We start from the raw sequence: 18,660 nt of genomic DNA on the forward strand, positions 1-18,660 counted from the left end.
GGCGATCCCTGATTAGAGTATGCGCTCACTCCGTTCCAGCCGCCCGAGCTTGTCGTCCCATGCCCATTCTCCGCCTCTACACCCGCGTTCTCGAGCTGCTCGGCAAGGAGGCACGGCTGGGCTGGCTGCTCGCGATCGTCAATCTCCTGCTTGCCGGCTCGCAATTCGCCGAACCGGTGCTGTTCGGCCGGATTGTCGACGTGCTCTCCGGCAAGACGGTCGCAGGCTCCAATTCGGCGTGGCCGTTCCTAGTTGCCTGGGTCGCGTTCGGGCTGTTCACCATCGCCTGCAGCGCGCTCGTAGCGTTGCAGGCCGACCGGCTCTCCCACCGCCAGCGGCAGGCCGTCCTGACGGACTATTTCGAGCACATCCTGCAACTGCCGCTGACCTTCCACTCCGGTACCCATTCGGGCCGGCTGATGAAGGTCATGCTCAACGGCACCGATGCGCTGTGGCGGCTGTGGCTGGGCTTCTTCCGCGAGCATTTTGCCGCCATCCTCTCGGTCGTGGTGCTGCTGCCGCTGTCGCTCTACCTGAACTGGCGGCTTGCAATCCTGCTGTTCGTGCTCTGCATCGTCTTCACCGCGCTGACCACCTTCGTGGTACGCAAGACATTCGGCATGCAGATGGCCGTCGAAGAGCAATACAGCGAGCTCTCCGCACGCGCTTCGGATGCGCTCGGCAATGTCGCGCTGGTGCAGAGTTTCGTCCGCGTCGAATCCGAGGTGCAGGGCCTGCGCTCCGTTGCCGACCAATTGCTTGCAGCCCAGATGCCGGTGCTGTCCTGGTGGGCGCTCGTCACCGTGATCACGCGGGCCTCCACCACGATCACGGTGCTCGCGATCTTCACTTTCGGCATCGCGCTGCACGACCAGGGGCTGACCTCGGTCGGCGAGATCGTGATGTTCGTGAGCTTTGCGACGCTTCTGATCCAGAAGCTGGAGCAGGTCGTGAGCTTCATCAACAACGTGTTCATGGAAGCCCCGCGCTTACGCGAGTTCTTCAACGTGCTCGATGCGGTGCCTGCGGTGCACGACCGGCACGACGCGATCGATGCGGGTCGGCTCTCCGGCCTCGTCGAATTCAACGACGTCACCTTCTCCTATGACGGCAAACGGCCGGCGGTCGAGGACCTCTCCTTCACCGCGCTTCCCGGCCAGACCATCGCGCTGGTCGGCGCGACCGGCGCCGGAAAATCCACCGCGATTGCACTGCTGCATCGCGCCTTCGATCCGCAGTCCGGCTTCATCAGGATCGATGGTATGGACGTGCGCGGGGTGACGCTGACTTCGCTGCGGCGGAACATCGGCGTGGTCTTTCAGGAGGCACTGCTGTTCAACCGCTCGATCGCGGAGAATTTGCGCGTCGGCAAGCCGGACGCCACCGAGGCCGAGATGCGCAAGGCGGCGGAGCGTGCGCAGGCGCTCGAATTCATCGAGCGCAGCGGCGGCTTCGAGACCAATGCCGGCGAGCGCGGCCGCATGCTGTCCGGCGGCGAGCGCCAGCGGCTTTCGATCGCCCGTGCACTGCTGAAGGATCCGCCGATCCTGATCCTGGACGAGGCGACCAGCGCACTCGACGCCGTCACTGAGGCCAAGGTGAATACCGCTCTCGACGAAGTGATGAAGGGCCGCACCACCTTCGTGATCGCCCATCGTCTCTCCACCATCCGCAATGCCACGCGGATCCTGGTGTTCGAGAACGGGCGTGTGATCGAAAGCGGAACTTTTGATGAACTCGTGGCCAAAGGCGGCCATTTCGCCGACCTCGCCAGGGCTCAGTTCATGGTTCAGGAGAACGCACGGGCCAGCGTGACAGCGGCTGAGGCTGCCGCGACGGCCGCCAAATCGCCTTAACAAGTCGCCTTAGCAAGTCCCCATCATATCGTCGAAATTCGGCCCATTTCATTGCGGAATACGCCGCTGATGCCCCTATTCCCGACGCACCAGCCGGTATAGGTTTGCGGCGCCGCAAGCGGCGGCGCTGGATTTCAGAACCGAACATCAGATCACGAGAGCCGACCGGAACCGGCGGGTCTCCAAGGACCGGAATCGGATAGTGCACGCTCTTCGCCCGCTGCTTCGTCAATCCCTGTTCAACCTGCTTGCTGCGGGACTCGCGTGTGCCGCATTACTGGCGCCGCGCGCGGCGAATGCAGAAGCGCTGCTCCTGATCGAGGCCGATAGCGGCAAGGTGCTGCAGGCCGAAAACGCGACCATTCCCTGGTATCCGGCTTCCGTCACCAAGATCATGACCGCCTATGTGACGCTGAAGGCGGTCAAGGACGGCAAGCTCACACTCGACACACTGCTCACTGTATCGCCGACGGCAGCCTCGCAGTCGCCTTCGAAGATGGGCTTTCGCCCGGGGACGCAGCTTACCGTCGACAACGCACTCAAGATGATGATGGTGAAGTCGGCGAACGACATGGCCGTCGTGCTCGCGGAAGGCGTCGGCGGTTCGATCGACGGCTTCTCGGCGCTGATGAACGACACCGCGCAGAAGCTCGGCATGACGCAGACGAGCTACGTCAATCCGAACGGCCTGCCCGCCGACGGACAGATCACCTCCGCGCGGGATCTCGGCATTCTGGCGCGCTCGTTCCTGCGCGACCTGCCCGAGTACGAGTACTTCGTGCACATTCCGGCAATCCGCTTCGGCAAGCGCGTCACCGGCAATTTCAACAAGCTGATCGGCCGCTATCCCGGCGCGGACGGTTTCAAGACCGGCTTCATCTGCGCCTCCGGCTACAATCTCGTCGCATCGGCCACTCGCAACGGCCGCCGGCTGATCGCCGTCGTGCTGGGCGCCAACTCCGGCACCGCGCGCGCGGTGAAGGCGGCGCAGCTGCTGGAGCGCGGCTTCTCGCAAGACAATCTCACCTGGCTCCGCCCCTCGCTCGGCACCGTCGACAAGCTGGTGCCGGTCGATGCCTCGCCGCCGAACCTGCGTGACGACATGTGCGGCGGCCATCGCAAGCGGCCGGCCAGCGACGATGACGACGCGCTGATCGCGACCAATGGCGGCACGTCCGGCTCCGCCTCGGCCACGGGCGGCGAAGCCCAGGTCACCTTCTTCACGGCCGGGCTTCAGCCGCCCCTGATGAAGGCCTCAGAGCTGATGGCCTCGGCCCCGGCGGCGGCCGAGCCCGTGCTGGTCTATACCGGTCCGACCCGCACCGGGACCGCGCTGATCGCGGCGGTCGCGGCCGATGCCGACCAGCAGGCCACGCCAAAGCCGCGTGGCAAGAAGTCGCGCGTCGCCAAAAAGCCCGACGCGGCAGACAAGCCGAAGGACGCCAAGACGGCGGCGGCGAAGCCCGATGCCAAACCGGCGGCGGCCGCCAAGCCGGCCGACGGCAAATCCGCAGCCAAGCCAGCCGGTGCCAAGCATGCCGCAGCCAAGCCCGATGCGGTGACAAAGCCTGCGGTGAGCGGCGAAGCGGCCAAGCCCGCCAAGCCCAAAGCCGCGACCAAGCCCCCCAAGCCGGCCAACAACAGTTAACGGCGGTCGCGAGGCGAGACCGCGCCGCACTTCGCAGTTGCGGCAAGCCGCTTGTGAGGATTCCGATAGCCACTCCCTGACGTTTGTCCTAAGCCTCGACCGCTTGCCACCCGTTCCGGCAGGCTCGATACTGACGGCAATGAGGCAAGCCCGAGACACAACGGGCTCTGGTCAATGAGGGGAGTTTCCATGGAGCGCATCTGGCTTAAGCAATATCCGCCCGGCGTCCCCGCCGATATCGAGCCGACGCAATATTCATCGCTGGTCGACCTCCTGGAGGAGAGCTTCGCCAAGTTCGCCGACCGCAAGGCGTTCATCTGCATGGACAAGTCGATCAGCTATCGCGACCTCGACCAGATGTCGCTGGCGATGGCCTCCTACCTGCAAGGGCGAGGCCTGCAACGCGGCGCCCGCGTCGCGATCATGATGCCGAACGTGCTGCAATATCCGGTCGCGACCGCAGCCGTGCTGCGCGCCGGTTTCGCGGTGGTCAATGTCAATCCGCTCTACACGCCGCGCGAGCTCGAGCACCAGCTCAAGGATTCCGGCGCCGAAGCCATCATCGTGCTGGAGAATTTCGCCCACACCGTCGAGCAGGTGATCGCGAAGACGCAGGTCAAGCACGTCATCGTCGGCAGCATGGGCGACCTGCTCGGCTTCAAGGGCGTGATCGTCAATCTGGTCGTCCGCCGCGTCAAGAAGATGGTGCCGGCCTGGTCGCTGCCAGGCGCGGTGTCCTTCAACGACGCGATCTCCGCCGGCCGCTCTCTGGCCTTCAACAAGCCGAAGCTGTCGCCCGGCGACGTCGCCTTCCTGCAATATACCGGCGGCACCACCGGCGTGTCCAAGGGTGCCACCTTGCTTCATCGTAACATCGTCGCCAACGTCCTGCAGAACGACGCCTGGCTGCAGCCGGCGATGGCCGCGCCGCCGCATGTCGATCAACTCATGGTGGTCTGCGCGCTGCCGCTCTATCACATCTTCGCGCTGACGGCCTGCTACCTGCTCGCGGTGCGCGCCGGCGGCTGCAATCTCCTGATCCCCAATCCACGCGACATCCCGGGCTTCATCAAGGAATTGGCGAAGTACCAGGTCAACAACTTCCCGGCCGTGAACACGCTCTACAACGGCTTGATGCATCATCCCGACTTCAAGAAGCTCGACTTCTCCAAGCTGAAGATCTCGAACGGTGGCGGCATGGCGGTGCAGCGCCCCGTCGCCGAGCAGTGGAAGGCGATCACGGGCTGCTCCATCGCCGAAGGCTACGGCCTGTCGGAGACATCTCCGACGCTGACCTGCAACACCACGACCGATCCCGAGTTCAACGGCACCATCGGCATCCCCGTGCCCTCGACCTGGATCTCGATCCGCGACGACGACGGCAACGAGATGCCGCTCGGCCGGCCCGGCGAGATTTGCGCCAAGGGTCCGCAGGTGATGTCGGGCTACTGGAACAGGCCGGAGGAGACCGCCAAGGTGATGACCGCGGACGGCTATTTCCGCACCGGCGACATCGGCATCATGGACGAGCGGGGATACACCAAGATCGTCGACCGCAAGAAGGACATGATCCTGGTCTCCGGCTTTAACGTCTATCCGAACGAGATCGAGGAAGTGATCGCGAGCAACCCGGGGGTGCTCGAATGCGCCGTCATCGGCATTCCCGATTCCAAGTCGGGAGAGGCGGTGAAGGCGTTCGTGGTCAAGAAGGACCCGAACCTCACGGCGGAGGTTCTGGTCAAGTTCTGCCAGGAGCAGCTGACGGGCTACAAGGTGCCCAAGCACATCGAATTCCGCACCGACCTGCCGAAGACCAATGTCGGCAAGATCCTGCGCCGGCAGCTGCGCGACGAGAAGAAGGCGGAGGCGGCGTAAGCCCCTCTTTCGTTCATGACTGACAACGGCAACATCAATCCAGCCGGCATCCTCGCCTTCTGGCGCGAGGCCGGCCGCGATGCATGGTACGAGCGCGACGACGCATTCGACGCGGAGGTCCGGCGCCGCTTTCTCGCCCTGTGGCAGAAGACGGTCGCCGGCGAACTCTCGTCATGGGAGGCGACCGACGAGGGCGCACTCGCGCTCGTCATCGTGCTCGACCAGTTTCCGCGCAACATGTTTCGGGGCACGGCGCAGGCCTTTGCCAGCGACGCGCTGGCGCGCGACGTCGCCCGCCGCGCCATTGCGCGGGGTGCAGATCAAAGGATCGATCCGGTCCTGCTCGAATTCCTCTATCTGCCCTTCATGCATTCCGAGCACCTGCCCGACCAGTTGCATTGCGTCGCGCTGTTTCAAAACACCGAAAATGCCGAGAACCTGAAATACGCGCGTGAGCACGCCGATATCATCCGGCGGTTTGGCCGCTTCCCCCACCGCAACCGCCTGCTCGGCCGCGACACCACGTCGGACGAGCAGGCCTTCCTCGACGGCGGCGGGTTCGCCGGCTGATGACATAACGGTGAAGGGTCCCGCCCTCACCGCTTCCCGTGTCACTATCGGCGCCGGCAATATTGTGCAGGCCCGCCGCACGGTCTAAAAAGCGGGACCGATTTTCAGGGAGACTGACGATGGCGATCCAAACTGGCGACAAGCTGCCCGAGGCGAAATTCCGCGTGATGACGGCGGAAGGCCCGCAGGTGAAGACCACCGACGATATCTTCAAGGGCAAGAAAGTGGCGCTGTTCGCGGTGCCCGGCGCCTATACCGGCACCTGCCACAAGATGCATCTGCCGAGCATCTTCCTCAACGCCTACGCCATGAAGGACAAGGGCGTCGACACCATCGCCATCGTCTCCGTCAACGACGCCTTCGTCATGAACGCGTGGAAGCGCGACACCGACCAGCGCGACGAGGCCATCTTCCTCGCCGACGGCAATGCCGACTTCGCCAAGGCGATCGGCATGGAGCTCGACGCCTCCGGCAACGGTCTCGGCATCCGCTCCAAGCGCTATTCGATGCTGGTCGAGGACGGCGTGGTCAAGAAGCTGAACCTCGAGGCGATGCCGGGCAAGGTCGAAGTGTCCGGCGGCGATACGCTGCTGGGACAGCTGTAAGCGGCGACCGCTTTCAGCCACAAACGACACTGTCATGCCCCGCGAAAGCGGGGCATCCAGTATTCCAGAGACAGTTGTTGTTGAATCGAGAGGCCGCTGCTTACTGGATCGCCCGGTCAAGCCGGGCGATGACGGCGGAGCATAAGGAGCGCCGACCGCGCGCTACTCCGCCACCCTCTGCTGCAACCGCGCCTTCACGATCCCGTCGCGCGCGAGCTGATCGGCGCGTTCGTTCTCGGGATGCCCTGCGTGGCCCTTGACCCAGTGCCACCGCACGTCATGAGCCTTCAGTGCAGCATCGAGGCGCTGCCATAGCTCGACATTCTTCACCGGCTTCTTGTCGGCGGTGCGCCAGCCGTTGCGCTTCCAGCCGTGGATCCAGCCGGTGATGCCCTGACGGACATATTGGCTGTCGGTATAGAGATCGACGGTGCACGGCTTCTTCAGCGCTTCCAACGCGGAGATCGCCGCCATCAATTCCATCTGGTTGTTGGTGGTGTGGCGCTCACCACCGTTCAGTTCTTTTTCCTTGTCGCCGAACTTCAGAATCGCGCCCCAGCCGCCGGGTCCCGGATTTCCCGAGCAGGCGCCATCGGTGTAGATCGTGACGTTGGGAAGCTCGCTCACGCCACCAGCCCCGACGGCATCAGCCCGTAGTCGCGCACGCTGGAAACGCTCTGGTGGAAGCGCAGCTTGCGGACATATTCCAGCGGATCCTTCGGCCGAACCAGCGCGCCGGGCGGAACGTTGAGCCAGTCGACCAGCCGCGTCAGCAGGAAGCGCATCGCGGCGCCGCGCGCGAGCAGCGGCAGCGCGGCCTCTTCCGCCTCGGACAGCTTTCTCACGCGGCCATAGGCATTGAGGAAGGCCCGCGCCTTGGTGACGTTGAAGGAATGATCCGGCTCGAAGCACCAGGCGTTGAGGCAGATCGCAACATCATAAGCCAGCATATCATTGCAGGCGAAAGTGAAGTCGATGATCCCGGAGAGCTTGTCGCCCAGGAAGAAGACGTTGTCGTTGAACAGGTCGGCGTGGATCACGCCTTCGGGCAGCTGCGTCGGCCAGACCCCGCTCTCGAGGTAGTCGAGCTCGTGGCTCAGGAACGCGCGCAGGCCGGGCTGCACCTCGTCGGCCCGCTGTGACGCGGCATCGAACAGCGGCCGCCAGCCCGGGACCGACAGCGCGTTCGCACGCCTGATCGCGAAATTCGCACCTGCCAGATGCATCCTGGCGAGCCCCTCGCCGACGCCGGCGCAATGGGCCGCGTTCGGCTTGCGCGGCCAGACGCCTTCGAGAAAGGTGATGATCGCGGCCGGCCGGCCCGACAGCTCGCGCAGCGCCTCGCCGTCCGTTCCCTTCACCGGCAGCGGGCAGTTGACGCCGTGCTCGGCCAGATGCGTCATCAGCGCGAGGAAGAACGGCAGATCGTTCTTCGCCACGCGCTTCTCGTAGAGCGTGAGGATGAACGATCCCCTGGTCGTATGCAGCAGGAAGTTGGAATTTTCGACGCCCTCGGCGATGCCCTTGTAGGAGAGCAACTCGCCGAGATCGTATTGGTTGAGGAAGTCCGCAAGCTCGTCGGCGGCAACGTCGGTGTAGACCGCCATGAAGGTCTACTCGGCGGCGGCTTCGGGGCGCACCTGGCGCGGCAGCGGGAAGAACTCGTTCTCTTCCGCAGCCGAGACCGTCTCCACATGCAGTGTGAAGCGCTCGGCGAACGCGTCCATGATCTCCTCGACGATCACTTCCGGTGCCGAGGCGCCCGCGGTGATGCCGAGGCTGGTGATGTTCTCGAACCGCTTCCAGTCGATTTCGGTGGCGCGCTGCGCCAGCACGGCGATCGGGCAGCCCTCACGCTCGGCGACTTCGCGCAGGCGCTGCGAGTTCGACGAGTTCGGCGCACCGACCACGATCAAGGCGTCGACCACCGGCGCCACCTTCTTCACCGCGAGCTGGCGGTTGGTGGTGGCGTAGCAGATGTCTTCCTTGTGCGGCCCGTTGATGTTCGGGAAGCGCTCCTTCAGCAGCGCCACGATCTCCGCGGTGTCGTCGATCGACAACGTGGTCTGGGTCACGAAGGCGAGGTTGTTCGGGTCCTTCGGCGCGATGGTCTTGGCGTCCTCGGCGGTCTCGATCAGGGTCACGGCGCCGGTCGGGAGCTGGCCGAGCGTGCCCACCACCTCCGGATGATGGGAATGGCCGATCAGGAAGATCTCGCGGCCGCGCTTGAAATGGATCGCGGCCTCGCGGTGCACCTTGGTGACAAGAGGGCAGGTCGCATCCAGCGAGAACAAATTACGGGACGTGGCGTCGGCCGGAACCGATTTCGGCACGCCATGGGCCGAGAACACCACCGGCGCGGTGGTGTTCTCCGGGATTTCGGCGAGTTCCTCGACGAAGATCGCGCCCTTCTTCTTCAACCCATCGACGACGTACTTATTGTGCACAATCTCATGGCGAACATAGACGGGGGCGCCGTATTTATCGAGCGCCCGTTCCACGGTGTCGATCGCCCGGACCACCCCGGCGCAGAAGCCACGGGGAGAACAAAGCACGATCTTGAGGTCTGGTTTGGCTGACATTGAGCGATCTCGGGACCGAATCACCTCGCCAAATGGGCGGGCAGCGGTCGATGGATGAATAGGGCTTGGGTACGGTCTTACAGGGACTTCAGAGGGAATTGGGCCCCCTTTCGGGCGCTGTCAAGGCACTATCTATAGCAGAACCATTGCGTGGCTACCCCCTCCGGGCTTATATAGCCCGAATTCCCAGTCATCGCTGATGACCACCGGTTTCGCCTCCAAAGGGGTGGGCGAAGCACAAAGGAGATTTGCCATGAGCAACGCACCTCTGATGCCCAAGGCGACCGCCGTCTGGCTGCTCGACAACACCGCGCTGACCTTCGATCAGGTCGCCGATTTCACCAAAATGCACCCCCTCGAGGTGCGCGCGATCGCCGATGGCGACGCCGCGCAGGGCATCAAGGGCATGGATCCCCTTTCCAATGGCCAGCTGACCCGCGAGGAGATCGAGAAGGGAGAGAACAACCCGGACTACCGGCTCCGCCTCCAGGAGAGCAAGGTGGTGCTGCCGCCGCAGCCCAAGCGCAAGGGCCCGCGTTATACCCCGGTCTCGCGCCGCCACGAGCGCCCGAGCGCCATCCTCTGGCTACTGCGCAACCATCCCGAGCTCAAGGACGCCCAGATCATGCGCCTGGTCGGCACGACCAAGAGCACGATCGCCAGTGTCCGCGATCGCACCCACTGGAACACCTCCCAGCTGACGCCGATTGATCCCGTCACCCTCGGCCTCTGCTCGCAGATCGAGCTCGATTTCGAGGTCGCGCGCGCGGCCAAGGAAAAGCCGATCGACGCGGCCTATGGCGGCGCCACCCTGCTGCCGGCCTCCGAAACCACCAAGAAGGACGAGTACGAACCCGCGGAGAGATCCAGCGACGATCTCAACGTCGATGCCGTGTTCGCCAAGCTGAAGACGCTCGGCGGCAAGAAGCAGGACCAGGAGGAGGAGTAATCCTTCGCTCCCCGTTCATCATCGCATGCGAACGCGGCGGGCCAACCCGCCGCGTTTTTGTTTGTGACTGTCCGCGGTCGCGCGGCAGCGTGCTCCCGCCAAACTTCAGAACTTATACGTCACACCACCGCCGACCAGCCACGGGTCGATATACGCGGTGCCGGTAACCGGCAGACCACTGACCGTCGCCGAATAGTCCGGCCGCAACCAGAGCTTCTTGACGTCGACGTTGAGGCCCCAGTGCCGATCGAGCATGTAGTCGAAGCCGAACTGCACCGCGCCACCGAAGGCGTTGCTGACATGCAGGCTCGTGGCGGTGGCGACGATCGCGGGCGGACCGACGATCGCGGCCGGCGTGTTGGCTGCGGCATTGTTGAAGAACACGGTGTAGTTCACGCCGGCGCCTACATATGGTTTGAACGCGCCGAAATTGTCGAAGTGATATTGCAGGGTCAGCGTCGGCGGCAGCAGCGTGGTCTTGCCGATCGGCAGATTTGCGAGCGAGCCGGTGCCGCTGATCGAATGCCGGGTCACGCCGAGGATCAGCTCGGCCGCGATGTTCCTGGTGAAGAAATAGCTGATGTCGAGCTCAGGCACGACCTGATCGCTGATCGAGAGGCCCGAATTCGGCGACGACAGCGACGGAACGCCGGCGACATTGACGGTCGAGCCGCCGGCATCCGGCAACACGCCTAGTACCCGCAAACGTACCATCCAGGGATTGAAGGCTTCTACCGGCGGCGGCGTCTTTTTATAGATCGGCAAATCGGCGGCCTGTGCCGAGGCAAGAGCCCCCGCCAGCGCCGCACCTAGCGCCGCGAGCCGCGCCACGTTTCTTATCATACCGTCCATTGCATTCCCCTTCAGCCACATGCGCGCTTCGTTGCGCGACATCAGCGTCAGAGCAGAAAGGCGATGGTGAAGGATTTGATGCCGATCAAATCAGGACAAATGCGATTGCGATTTGGCTGCGGCGTTGCAGATGTGTCGCGGCAGGATAATGCCGCAGCTTACATCATGGCCGGTCCGGATGGTTCAGCATGTATTCGCCGAGGTCGCGCTGGCGGCGGTCGGCGCGGGTGGTCGCAGCGCTGCGCTGGACGTCGCGGTCCTTGCGGCAGGCCACGTATTCCGGGGAGCCAGCCGCATAACCCCGGCTCTGGCAGACCGCGTCGTCATCATCGCCGCCCATCGCCACCGGCGTCTGGTAGCGCGCGGAGCAGGCGGAGAGAATGAGGCCCGCAAATGCAATCGCTAGAAACGGCTTCGAATTCATGGCAGGCCTTTCATCCTCATGGTGAGGAGCCCGCGCAGCGGGCGTCTCGAACCATGCAGGCCAAGCGGCAACAGCGGGGCCTTTCATCCTTCGAGACGCGCGCCAGGCGCGCTCCTCAGGATGAGGATTGAGCGGAAAAATGCGGCCTATTCAAGCCCCATTGCAAACTTCACACCCGCCCCTTCAGCGCATCGCCGATCTCGTCGAGCACCTTGGGGTCCTCGATCGTCGCCGGCATGGTCCAGGCTTCACCATCTGCGATCTTCTTGATGGTGCCGCGCAAGATCTTTCCGGAGCGCGTCTTGGGCAGGCGGCCGACGGTGATGGCGAGCTTGAACGCGGCAACGGGACCGAGCTTGTCGCGCACCAGCGCAATGATCTCCTTCTCGATCTCGGCGGGAGCGCGCTTCACGCCGGCCTTGAGCACCAGGAAGCCGCAGGGGACCTCGCCCTTGATCGCGTCCTTGACACCAAGCACAGCGCATTCGGCGACATCGGGATGCGAAGCCAGGATCTCCTCCATGCCGCCAGTGGAGAGCCGATGGCCGGCGACATTGATGATGTCGTCGGTGCGGCCCATGACGAAGACATAGCCGTCTTCGTCCTTGTAGCCGGCATCCGAAGTTTTGTAGTAGCCGGGGAATTCGGTGAGATAGGCTTCTTTGAAACGTTCGTCCTGATTCCACAGCGTCGGCAGGCAGCCCGGCGGCATCGGAAGCTTGATGACGATCGAGCCCATGGTGTTCGGACCGACCGGCTTTGCCGCTTCGTCGACCACGTCGATCTGGTAACCCGGCATCGGCACCGTCGGCGACCCGTGCTTCACCGGCAGCTGACCTAAGCCAACCGGATTTCCGGCGATGCACCAGCCGGTCTCGGTCTGCCACCAATGGTCGATCACCGGAACTTTCAACTGCTGCTCCGCCCATTCCACCGTCGGCGGATCGGCGCGCTCGCCGGCCAGGAACAGCGTGCGGAACGTCGACAGGTCGTACTGCCGGATGAATTTTCCTTCCGGATCTTCTTTCCGGATCGCGCGGAACGCGGTCGGCGCAGTGAAGAAGGCGACCGCCTTGTGCTCGCTGATCACGCGCCAGAACGCGCCTGCATCGGGCGTGCCGACCGGCTTGCCCTCATACATGATCGAGGTCGCGCCGTGCAGCAGCGGGCCGTAGACGATGTAGCTGTGGCCGACCACCCAGCCGATGTCGGAGCCGCACCACCAGACCTCGCCCGGCTTGATGCCATAAAGGTTGAACATGGACCATTTCACCGCGACGAGATGGCCGCCATTATCGCGCACGACGCCCTTGGGAATGCCGGTCGTGCCTGACGTATAGAGGATGTAGAGCGGATCGGTAGCGGCGACGGGCACGCAAGGCGCCTGCTTGCCGTCGTTCATCGCCTTGCGGCGCAGGCCCGCCCAATCATAGTCGCGGCCGGGCGTGAGGGCGCAGACGAACTGCGGACGTTGCAGCACGATGCAGGCCTTCGGCTTTGCGCCCGCAAGCCTGATCGCCTCGTCGAGCAGCGGCTTGTACTGCACGATCCGGCCGGGCTCGATGCCGCAGCTCGCCGACAGGATCAACTTTGGCTGCGCATCGTCGATGCGGGTGGCGAGCTCTTTCGCGGCAAAGCCGCCGAACACCACGGAGTGCACCGCGCCAATGCGCGCGCAGGCGAGCATGGCGACGACGGCCTCCGGTACCATCGGCATATAGAGGATGACGCGATCGCCCTTGGCGACACCAAAATCCTGCATGATGGCGGCGAGCGCCTGCACTTCGGCCAGCAGTTCGGCGTAGGTGAATTTGGTGACGCTATTTGCCAGTGGCGAATCATGGATCAGCGCGATCTGGTCGGCGCGGCCGCGTTCGACGTGGCGGTCGAGCGCGTTGTAGCAGGTGTTGACGACGCCACCGCTGAACCAGCGGCCGTAGACGCCCTGCAAGGGATCGAAGATCTTTTTCGGTGGCTCGATCCAATCGATCTCCTTGGCCGCCTCGGCCCAAAAGCCCTCAGGGTCGGCCAGCGAGCGCGCATAAACCTCGTGATAGAGGCTCTTTCCGTCGATGTTTCCTTGGACGTTTCCTCGGACGTTCATTCCCGCGCTCCCGTTCCCTTTATTCGCCTGGCCCTGACCTTGTGGCAGGACAAACGTCCCGCCATGACAGGGATCAAGGACCAGCCTTGTTTGAGGGTTATTGTCCCGGGAACGGGCCGCGGTTCAAGCTGAAAAGAACAATGCTCAGCTATCCATCGCGTTCAGCCGCTGCAGGCGGTCCTGCATGACCTTCCTCAGATCATAGCCGGGGCGGCCGAAGCTCGTATTGCGGGTGGCGAGGAAGTCGCGCTGGGTGCGACGGAGGTCGCCGGCCGAGCGGGACCCTGCCGATTTCAGCACGCGCTCGTAGGTCTCGGCGATCTGACGATCGAGCACACCCAGTTGCGGATCGGCACAAATCACCTTCTCGACCTCGCGCTTCGCAGTGGCACAATCGAACGACGGGCCATTGCCGGAATTCGCAGCGAGCGGCCGCAGCGGCTCGCCGCCGAATTTCGCAATCTCCGCGATCATAGCGCGGCGGCCGGCGGCGGCGTTGTCATTGCCGGGATCGAGCCGCAGCGCGGTCTCGTAGTCGGCCAGCGCCTTCTTGCGCTCGCCCATCTTCTTGTAGAGCACGGCGCGGTTATTGTAGGTCTGCGCGAAATTCGGATCGAGTTTCAGTGCGGCCTCGTAATCGCTCAGCGCCGCGCCAAGCTCGCCCTTGAGGTGGTAGGAATCGCCGCGGTTGGTGAAGAAGTTCGGCCGCGGTGCCAGCCGGAGCGCCTGATCGTAATCGGCAATCGCCTTGTCGTACTCGCCCATCGCGGCCAGCGACAGCCCGCGATTGTCGTAATATTCAGGCACCTTCGGATCGAGCCTGATCGCCTCGCCGTCGTCGGCAACCGATTTGTCGAGTTGGCCGAGCTTCTTGTAGGCGGCGCCGCGATTGGTGTAGCTGCGCGGCCGGTTCGGATCGAGCCGCAACGCCTCGCTGAGATCGCGGATCGCCTTCTCGTTTTCGCCGCCGAGATAATAGGTCACGCCGCGGTCTGACCAGGCCTGTGCATTGTCAGGCTTCAGCTTGATCGCCTGGTCGTAATCGGCAAGCGCGCGATCGAGCCGGCGCTGGTTGGTGTAGACGACGCCGCGCAGCTCATAGGATTCCGAATCCTGCGGATCGAGCTCGATGGCCTTGCTGAGGTCCGCCGCGGCGCGGTTGAGATCGCCGCCGGCCTCCCGGAGGAGATCGCCCCGCAGGCGCCAGGCTTTTGCGTTCTTGTCATCGAGCGCAATGGCGCGATCGATATCTCGCAGCGCCTGCGTGAGGCCGCCCGAAGTCCGCGCATTGGCGTCGGCGCGCACCAGCAATGCCGCGGCGCGATCGGAGGATGGATTTGAGGCCTGGTCAATGGTGGCGCTGCAGGCCGGGATCAGCTCAGCCGGTGCGGCCTTGCTGCCCATCACGCAATCGACGCCGGCCGAAGCAGGGGCGACGAGGACGACGCTCATTGCCGCGCTGAGCAGGAGCGAGCGAAGCGAGATTTTTGCAAACAAGAGCATTTGCGCGGAAGGATGCGTGCCGCACATGGCATAGGGCTCCGGAACGAGGGCTTTCTCCATTGTCGCGGCGGGGAGGCGACGGGTTCAAATTGAGCCAGTCAGGGCGCAGGCCCGGCCATGACGTTGCCGAGGCCTTAAAGCCTCAATACCCGTCTACCCCGTTCAGCCGCTGCAGCCGCTCCTGCATCGCCTTCTTCAGATCGTAGCCGGGCCGGCCGAACCCGGCGTTGCGGCGGGCGATGAAATCGTCCTGCTCGCGCTGCAGCGCCTTCGCTTCGCCTGCATTGCGGACTTCACGCAGCGCGCGGGCATGGGAAGCAAAAATCTCACGGTCGAGGTCGGCGAGCTCGCGGTTGGCACAAATCGCCTTCTCGACGGGGCGGCGCGCACTCTTGCAAATGAAGCTGGGCTTGCCCGCGACCGCCATCTGCGCGCCGATCCGCTCGATCTCGCGCGCCATCGTCTTGTGATTGGCCTTGGCCTTCTCGTGGTTCGGATCGATCTTCAATGCCGCGCCGAAATCCTGCACCGCCTTGGGCTTGTCGCCCTTCCTCAGCCAGAGCTCGCCCCGCGCGTTGAAGATATCGGCGAGACCGGAATCGAGCTCCAGGGCGCGGCTGTCGTCGGCGATCGCACGATCGAGCTGATCGCGCCGGGCAAAAAGCGCGCCACGCGCGATCAGCGCCTTGATCAGGTCAGCCTTCGCCGTCTTCTCGTTGTCGATCACGGCGGAGCAGGCCGGGGCGGCCTTGTCGATGTCGTCGGCTGCGGCAGCCGCGAGGCACGGCGCGATGTCGACCTGCGGGACCGCGGCCGGTTCGCCGCCGGTCGCGGCATGAGCCACGACGAACGAGAGCGCGATGATCACCGCGGCGCCGGACCATTGAATGAGAAAACGCATGCTCGTCACAGTCGGCAAATCTTGGGTTTCAATCTTGAGTTAAGGTCCGGGTTGAGGTCTTGCCTTGCAGCCGCACTATCCATCATACGGCCGGATTGGTGCTAGCTTGTGGCGCCGCTCAAATCGGTTTCGGGGATCAACGTGTCGACATTCGAATGGATCATCGTGCTTCTGCTCGGCGCCGTTGGATTATCGGCGCTGGCGCGGCGGATCAAGGTCCCCTATCCGACCTTTCTCGCGATCGGGGGCGCGCTGATCGCGTTTGTGCCCTCGAGCCCGTCCTGGACGCTGGAGCCCGACCTGGCACTGGCTCTTTTTGTCGCACCGGTCCTGCTCGATGCCGCATTCGACACCTCGCTGCGCGATCTCCGCAACAATTGGGTTCCGGTCTCCACTCTGGTGGTCGCCGCCGTCGGCCTGACCACGGCCGCTGTGGCCTACACAGCGCACCGGCTGATGCCTGACATGCCCTGGGCCGCCGCGGTTGCGCTCGGCGCCATCGTCGCCCCGCCGGACGCGGCCGCCGCAGTCGCGATCCTGAGCCAGGTGAAACTGCCCTACCGCATGGTCAAGGTCCTGGAAGGCGAGAGCCTGCTCAACGATGCGACCGCGCTTTTGATCTATCGCATCGCCGTTGGCGCGGTCGCCACGGAACATCTGACATGGAATCAGGTCGCGCCGACCATGGCGCTGGCGCTGGTCGGCAGCGTCGTCGCGGGGCTGGTCGCTGGCCGCATCATCCCGCTGTTCATGGAACGCGTGAAGGAAGCGCCGAGCGCGATCATCGTACAGTTCGCCACCACCTTCATGGTCTGGATTGCCGCCGAGCATCTCGGCCTCTCCGGCATCCTCACCATTGTGGTCTACGCCATCACCATCGCGCGCACGGCGGGGGCACGCATGCCTGCGCGGCTGCGGGTACCTTCCTATGCGGTGTGGGAGACCATGGTGTTCGTGCTCAACGTGCTCGCCTTCATGCTGATCGGCATGCAGATGCGGCCGATCTGGACGCGGCTGAACGCGGACGTGCGCTGGGAATATTGCGCGGCCGCGGCCTGGATCCTGCTCACCGTGGTCCTGGTCCGGCTGGCCTGGATCACGTTCTACCGGACGACGCTGCGCACGCTGGTGGCGCACGGGATCTATCACCCCAAGGACCCGAAGCAGGTCGCCTCGGCCAAGGGCGGCCTCATCATCTCCTGGTGTGGCATGCGCGGCCTCGTCACGCTCGCCACCGCCTTTGCCTTGCCGGAAAACTTTCCGCATCGTGACTTCATCGTCTTCTCGGCGTTCGCGGTCGTGCTCGGCACGCTGGTCGTGCAGGGCCTGACGCTGCGGCCGCTGATCCTGGCGTTCGGCCTCAAGGACGACGATCCCGTCGGCATCGAGGTCGCGCGCGCCCGCGCCGTCGCCTATCGCGCCGCGCTCGATGCGATCGAGGACGATCCGTCGGAGGAAGCGGAAATCCTGCGGCTCGAATATCGCGCCATCCTGATGCAGGCCGACGACGACCCCCATGGCGGCATCACCAACGGCGAACTGCCCGCCGATCCGCTACGCCGCCGTGGCATCGCGGCCGCGCGCAAATCGATCTTCGAGCTGCGCGCCAGGGAAGTGATCGGCGACGATGCCTTCCATCGGATCGAGGAAGAGCTCGATCGCGCAGAATTGAGCGCAGGGGGTTAAATCCGCCATCCCCGACTGGCGCACCGAAGGCCGCGTGCACCCGGTCTACATCACCGGCACGCTCGCGATGCTGGCGGCGAAGGTGCTGAACTGGCCGATCAGCAAAACGGCAGCATGGCATTCGTTCGCCGGCGGGATTCTGGCACTGGCGCAATAATGTCGTCCTGGCGAAAGCCAGGACCCATTACCCCGAATGCGAATTGTTGACATAGGCTTGAGTCGGCAGTCTTCGCCCAAACCTAGCCTTGTGGTAATGGGCCCTGGCTTACGCCAGGGCGACGAGCAAGGAGCTACGCCCCCGCCTTGCACGTAATTCCGCCGTCCACCACGAGCTCGATCCCCGTCACATATTTCGCTTCGTCCGAGGCCAGGAACAGCGCGGCATTGGCGACGTCGAAGGCGTCGCCCATGTGACCCATCGGCACTTGCGCATCGCGCGCGCGCCACATCGCTTCGACGTCGCCCTTGGCGTAGCTGGCGGCGAGGCCGGCGGAGTGCTCCACCATTGGCGTCTTCATCAGGCCGGGCAGGATCGCGTTGACGCGGACATGGTGGCGCGCGAATTCGATCGCGGTGGTGCGCGTCATCTGGTTCATCGCCGCCTTCGAAGTGCCGTAGGTGACGTAGGAGATGCCCATGTGGCGGATCGAGGCGATCGAGGAGATGTTGATGATGGAGCCGCCGCCCTGCTTCACCATCACGGGTATGACGTGCTTCATGGCGAAATAGGCGCTCTTAAGGTTGACGCTGAAGACCCGGTCCCAGCTCTCCTCGGTCACTTCGACCACGCTGCCCATCTCGGCGATGCCGACATTGTTGTCGAGGACGTCGATGCGGCCGTAGGCCTGCAGGCACGCCGCGACCATCGCTTCGACCTCGCTCGCGCGAGATACGTCAGCAGTGAACGCGCTCGCCTGGCCGCCTTCGCCGGTGATGATCTTCGCGGTCTCCTCGGCGGCCGCGCCGTTGCGATCGACGCAAAACACCTGCGCGCCCTCGCGCGCAAAGGTGACCGCCGTGGCCTTTCCGTTGCCCCAACCGGGTCCGATCGAGCCGGCGCCCACCACCATCGCAACCTTGCCCTTGAGCCGATCCATCGCGTTTC

The 18,660-nt window shown here is 64.3% G+C and carries 17 protein-coding genes; 8 read left to right on the forward strand and 9 right to left on the reverse strand.

The features are described 5' to 3' along the window. Positions 1-59 precede the first annotated feature (59 nt). The 5 genes from AC0L3S_RS08380 (at position 60) to AC0L3S_RS08400 (ending at position 6,554) form a co-directional block, all read left to right on the forward strand. Positions 60-1,856 (forward strand): glucan ABC transporter ATP-binding protein/ permease, encoded by a 1,797-nt coding sequence (locus AC0L3S_RS08380; RefSeq protein WP_473266220.1) that lies wholly within the window; start codon positions 60-62, stop codon positions 1,854-1,856. A gap of 202 nt (positions 1,857-2,058) precedes the next feature. Beyond that, complete coding sequence (locus AC0L3S_RS08385) at positions 2,059-3,504, forward strand: D-alanyl-D-alanine carboxypeptidase family protein (RefSeq protein WP_473278703.1); 1,446 nt, start codon at positions 2,059-2,061, stop codon at positions 3,502-3,504. 189 nt (positions 3,505-3,693) lie between these two features. Beyond that, positions 3,694-5,379 carry a long-chain-fatty-acid--CoA ligase gene (locus AC0L3S_RS08390; protein WP_473278704.1) on the forward strand — a complete coding sequence of 562 codons (1,686 nt, stop codon included), beginning with the start codon at positions 3,694-3,696 and terminating at the stop codon, positions 5,377-5,379. 15 nt (positions 5,380-5,394) lie between these two features. Next, positions 5,395-5,949 carry a DUF924 family protein gene (locus AC0L3S_RS08395; protein ID WP_473278706.1) on the forward strand — a complete coding sequence of 185 codons (555 nt, stop codon included), beginning with the start codon at positions 5,395-5,397 and terminating at the stop codon, positions 5,947-5,949. Between the two features lie 119 nt (positions 5,950-6,068). After that, complete coding sequence (locus AC0L3S_RS08400; protein ID WP_007597501.1) at positions 6,069-6,554, forward strand: peroxiredoxin; 486 nt, start codon at positions 6,069-6,071, stop codon at positions 6,552-6,554. A gap of 162 nt (positions 6,555-6,716) precedes the next feature. On the opposite strand, the gene rnhA is transcribed toward AC0L3S_RS08400, so the two are convergent. From rnhA to ispH, 3 genes are read right to left on the reverse strand one after another with little or no spacing between them, the layout of a single operon-like run. Continuing rightward, entirely contained in the window at positions 6,717-7,181 is a 465-nt protein-coding gene (gene rnhA, locus AC0L3S_RS08405; protein ID WP_270165637.1) for a ribonuclease HI, read from the reverse strand. Then, positions 7,178-8,161, reverse strand: coding sequence for a homoserine kinase (locus tag AC0L3S_RS08410; RefSeq protein WP_473278707.1), 984 nt, complete (start codon positions 8,159-8,161; stop codon positions 7,178-7,180). The genes rnhA and AC0L3S_RS08410 overlap by 4 nt, the downstream gene beginning before the upstream one ends. Positions 8,162-8,167: 6 nt before the next feature. Next, positions 8,168-9,136, reverse strand: coding sequence for a 4-hydroxy-3-methylbut-2-enyl diphosphate reductase (gene ispH, locus AC0L3S_RS08415; RefSeq protein ID WP_007597506.1), 969 nt, complete (start codon positions 9,134-9,136; stop codon positions 8,168-8,170). A gap of 253 nt (positions 9,137-9,389) precedes the next feature. Between ispH and AC0L3S_RS08420 the strand changes: the two genes are divergently transcribed. Then, positions 9,390-10,085 carry a DUF1013 domain-containing protein gene (locus AC0L3S_RS08420; protein ID WP_007597507.1) on the forward strand — a complete coding sequence of 232 codons (696 nt, stop codon included), beginning with the start codon at positions 9,390-9,392 and terminating at the stop codon, positions 10,083-10,085. Between the two features lie 105 nt (positions 10,086-10,190). Here the strand turns inward: AC0L3S_RS08420 and AC0L3S_RS08425 are convergent, their stop codons facing one another. The 5 genes from AC0L3S_RS08425 to AC0L3S_RS08445 form a co-directional block, all read right to left on the reverse strand. Beyond that, positions 10,191-10,937: an OmpW/AlkL family protein gene (locus AC0L3S_RS08425; protein WP_473278708.1), complete on the reverse strand. Its 747-nt coding sequence runs from the start codon at positions 10,935-10,937 to the stop codon at positions 10,191-10,193. Positions 10,938-11,100: 163 nt separating this feature from the next. Beyond that, positions 11,101-11,361 carry a hypothetical protein gene (locus AC0L3S_RS08430; RefSeq protein ID WP_007597509.1) on the reverse strand — a complete coding sequence of 87 codons (261 nt, stop codon included), beginning with the start codon at positions 11,359-11,361 and terminating at the stop codon, positions 11,101-11,103. 169 nt (positions 11,362-11,530) lie between these two features. Further along, a complete protein-coding gene (locus AC0L3S_RS08435) occupies positions 11,531-13,465 on the reverse strand; it encodes a propionyl-CoA synthetase (RefSeq protein ID WP_473278709.1) in 1,935 nt (644 codons plus the stop codon). Positions 13,466-13,609: 144 nt separating this feature from the next. Beyond that, positions 13,610-14,995, reverse strand: coding sequence for a tetratricopeptide repeat protein (locus tag AC0L3S_RS08440; protein ID WP_473266250.1), 1,386 nt, complete (start codon positions 14,993-14,995; stop codon positions 13,610-13,612). Between the two features lie 115 nt (positions 14,996-15,110). Then, positions 15,111-15,869: a tetratricopeptide repeat protein gene (locus tag AC0L3S_RS08445; RefSeq protein WP_473278710.1), complete on the reverse strand. Its 759-nt coding sequence runs from the start codon at positions 15,867-15,869 to the stop codon at positions 15,111-15,113. A 108-nt stretch (positions 15,870-15,977) separates the two neighbouring features. Here AC0L3S_RS08445 and AC0L3S_RS08450 point away from each other — a divergent pair, with 108 nt between their 5' ends. Both AC0L3S_RS08450 and AC0L3S_RS08455 read left to right on the forward strand, forming a co-directional pair. Next, positions 15,978-17,555 (forward strand): cation:proton antiporter, encoded by a 1,578-nt coding sequence (locus AC0L3S_RS08450; protein ID WP_473278711.1) that lies wholly within the window; start codon positions 15,978-15,980, stop codon positions 17,553-17,555. Positions 17,556-17,589: 34 nt separating this feature from the next. Further along, a complete protein-coding gene (locus AC0L3S_RS08455) occupies positions 17,590-17,712 on the forward strand; it encodes a hypothetical protein (protein ID WP_473278712.1) in 123 nt (40 codons plus the stop codon). Positions 17,713-17,845: 133 nt separating this feature from the next. Here the strand turns inward: AC0L3S_RS08455 and AC0L3S_RS08460 are convergent, their stop codons facing one another. Next, entirely contained in the window at positions 17,846-18,652 is an 807-nt protein-coding gene (locus AC0L3S_RS08460; protein WP_473278714.1) for an SDR family NAD(P)-dependent oxidoreductase, read from the reverse strand. Between the last annotated feature and the right edge of the window lie 8 nt (positions 18,653-18,660).

The sequence above is a fragment of the Bradyrhizobium sp. Ken01 genome, from assembly GCF_055807355.1.

Coding starts and splice junctions, on each gene's coding strand:
- AC0L3S_RS08380 (WP_473266220.1), top strand. CDS start 60: ATGCCCATTCTCCGCCTCTACACCCGCGTTCTCGAGCTGCTCGGCAAG.
- AC0L3S_RS08390 (WP_473278704.1), top strand. CDS start 3,694: ATGGAGCGCATCTGGCTTAAGCAATATCCGCCCGGCGTCCCCGCCGAT.
- AC0L3S_RS08395 (WP_473278706.1), top strand. CDS start 5,395: ATGACTGACAACGGCAACATCAATCCAGCCGGCATCCTCGCCTTCTGG.
- AC0L3S_RS08400 (WP_007597501.1), top strand. CDS start 6,069: ATGGCGATCCAAACTGGCGACAAGCTGCCCGAGGCGAAATTCCGCGTG.
- AC0L3S_RS08410 (WP_473278707.1), bottom strand. CDS start 8,161: ATGGCGGTCTACACCGACGTTGCCGCCGACGAGCTTGCGGACTTCCTC.
- ispH (WP_007597506.1), bottom strand. CDS start 9,136: ATGTCAGCCAAACCAGACCTCAAGATCGTGCTTTGTTCTCCCCGTGGC.
- AC0L3S_RS08420 (WP_007597507.1), top strand. CDS start 9,390: ATGAGCAACGCACCTCTGATGCCCAAGGCGACCGCCGTCTGGCTGCTC.
- AC0L3S_RS08425 (WP_473278708.1), bottom strand. CDS start 10,937: ATGGACGGTATGATAAGAAACGTGGCGCGGCTCGCGGCGCTAGGTGCG.
- AC0L3S_RS08430 (WP_007597509.1), bottom strand. CDS start 11,361: ATGAATTCGAAGCCGTTTCTAGCGATTGCATTTGCGGGCCTCATTCTC.
- AC0L3S_RS08435 (WP_473278709.1), bottom strand. CDS start 13,465: ATGAACGTCCGAGGAAACGTCCAAGGAAACATCGACGGAAAGAGCCTC.
- AC0L3S_RS08440 (WP_473266250.1), bottom strand. CDS start 14,995: ATGTGCGGCACGCATCCTTCCGCGCAAATGCTCTTGTTTGCAAAAATC.
- AC0L3S_RS08445 (WP_473278710.1), bottom strand. CDS start 15,869: ATGCGTTTTCTCATTCAATGGTCCGGCGCCGCGGTGATCATCGCGCTC.
- AC0L3S_RS08460 (WP_473278714.1), bottom strand. CDS start 18,652: ATGGATCGGCTCAAGGGCAAGGTTGCGATGGTGGTGGGCGCCGGCTCG.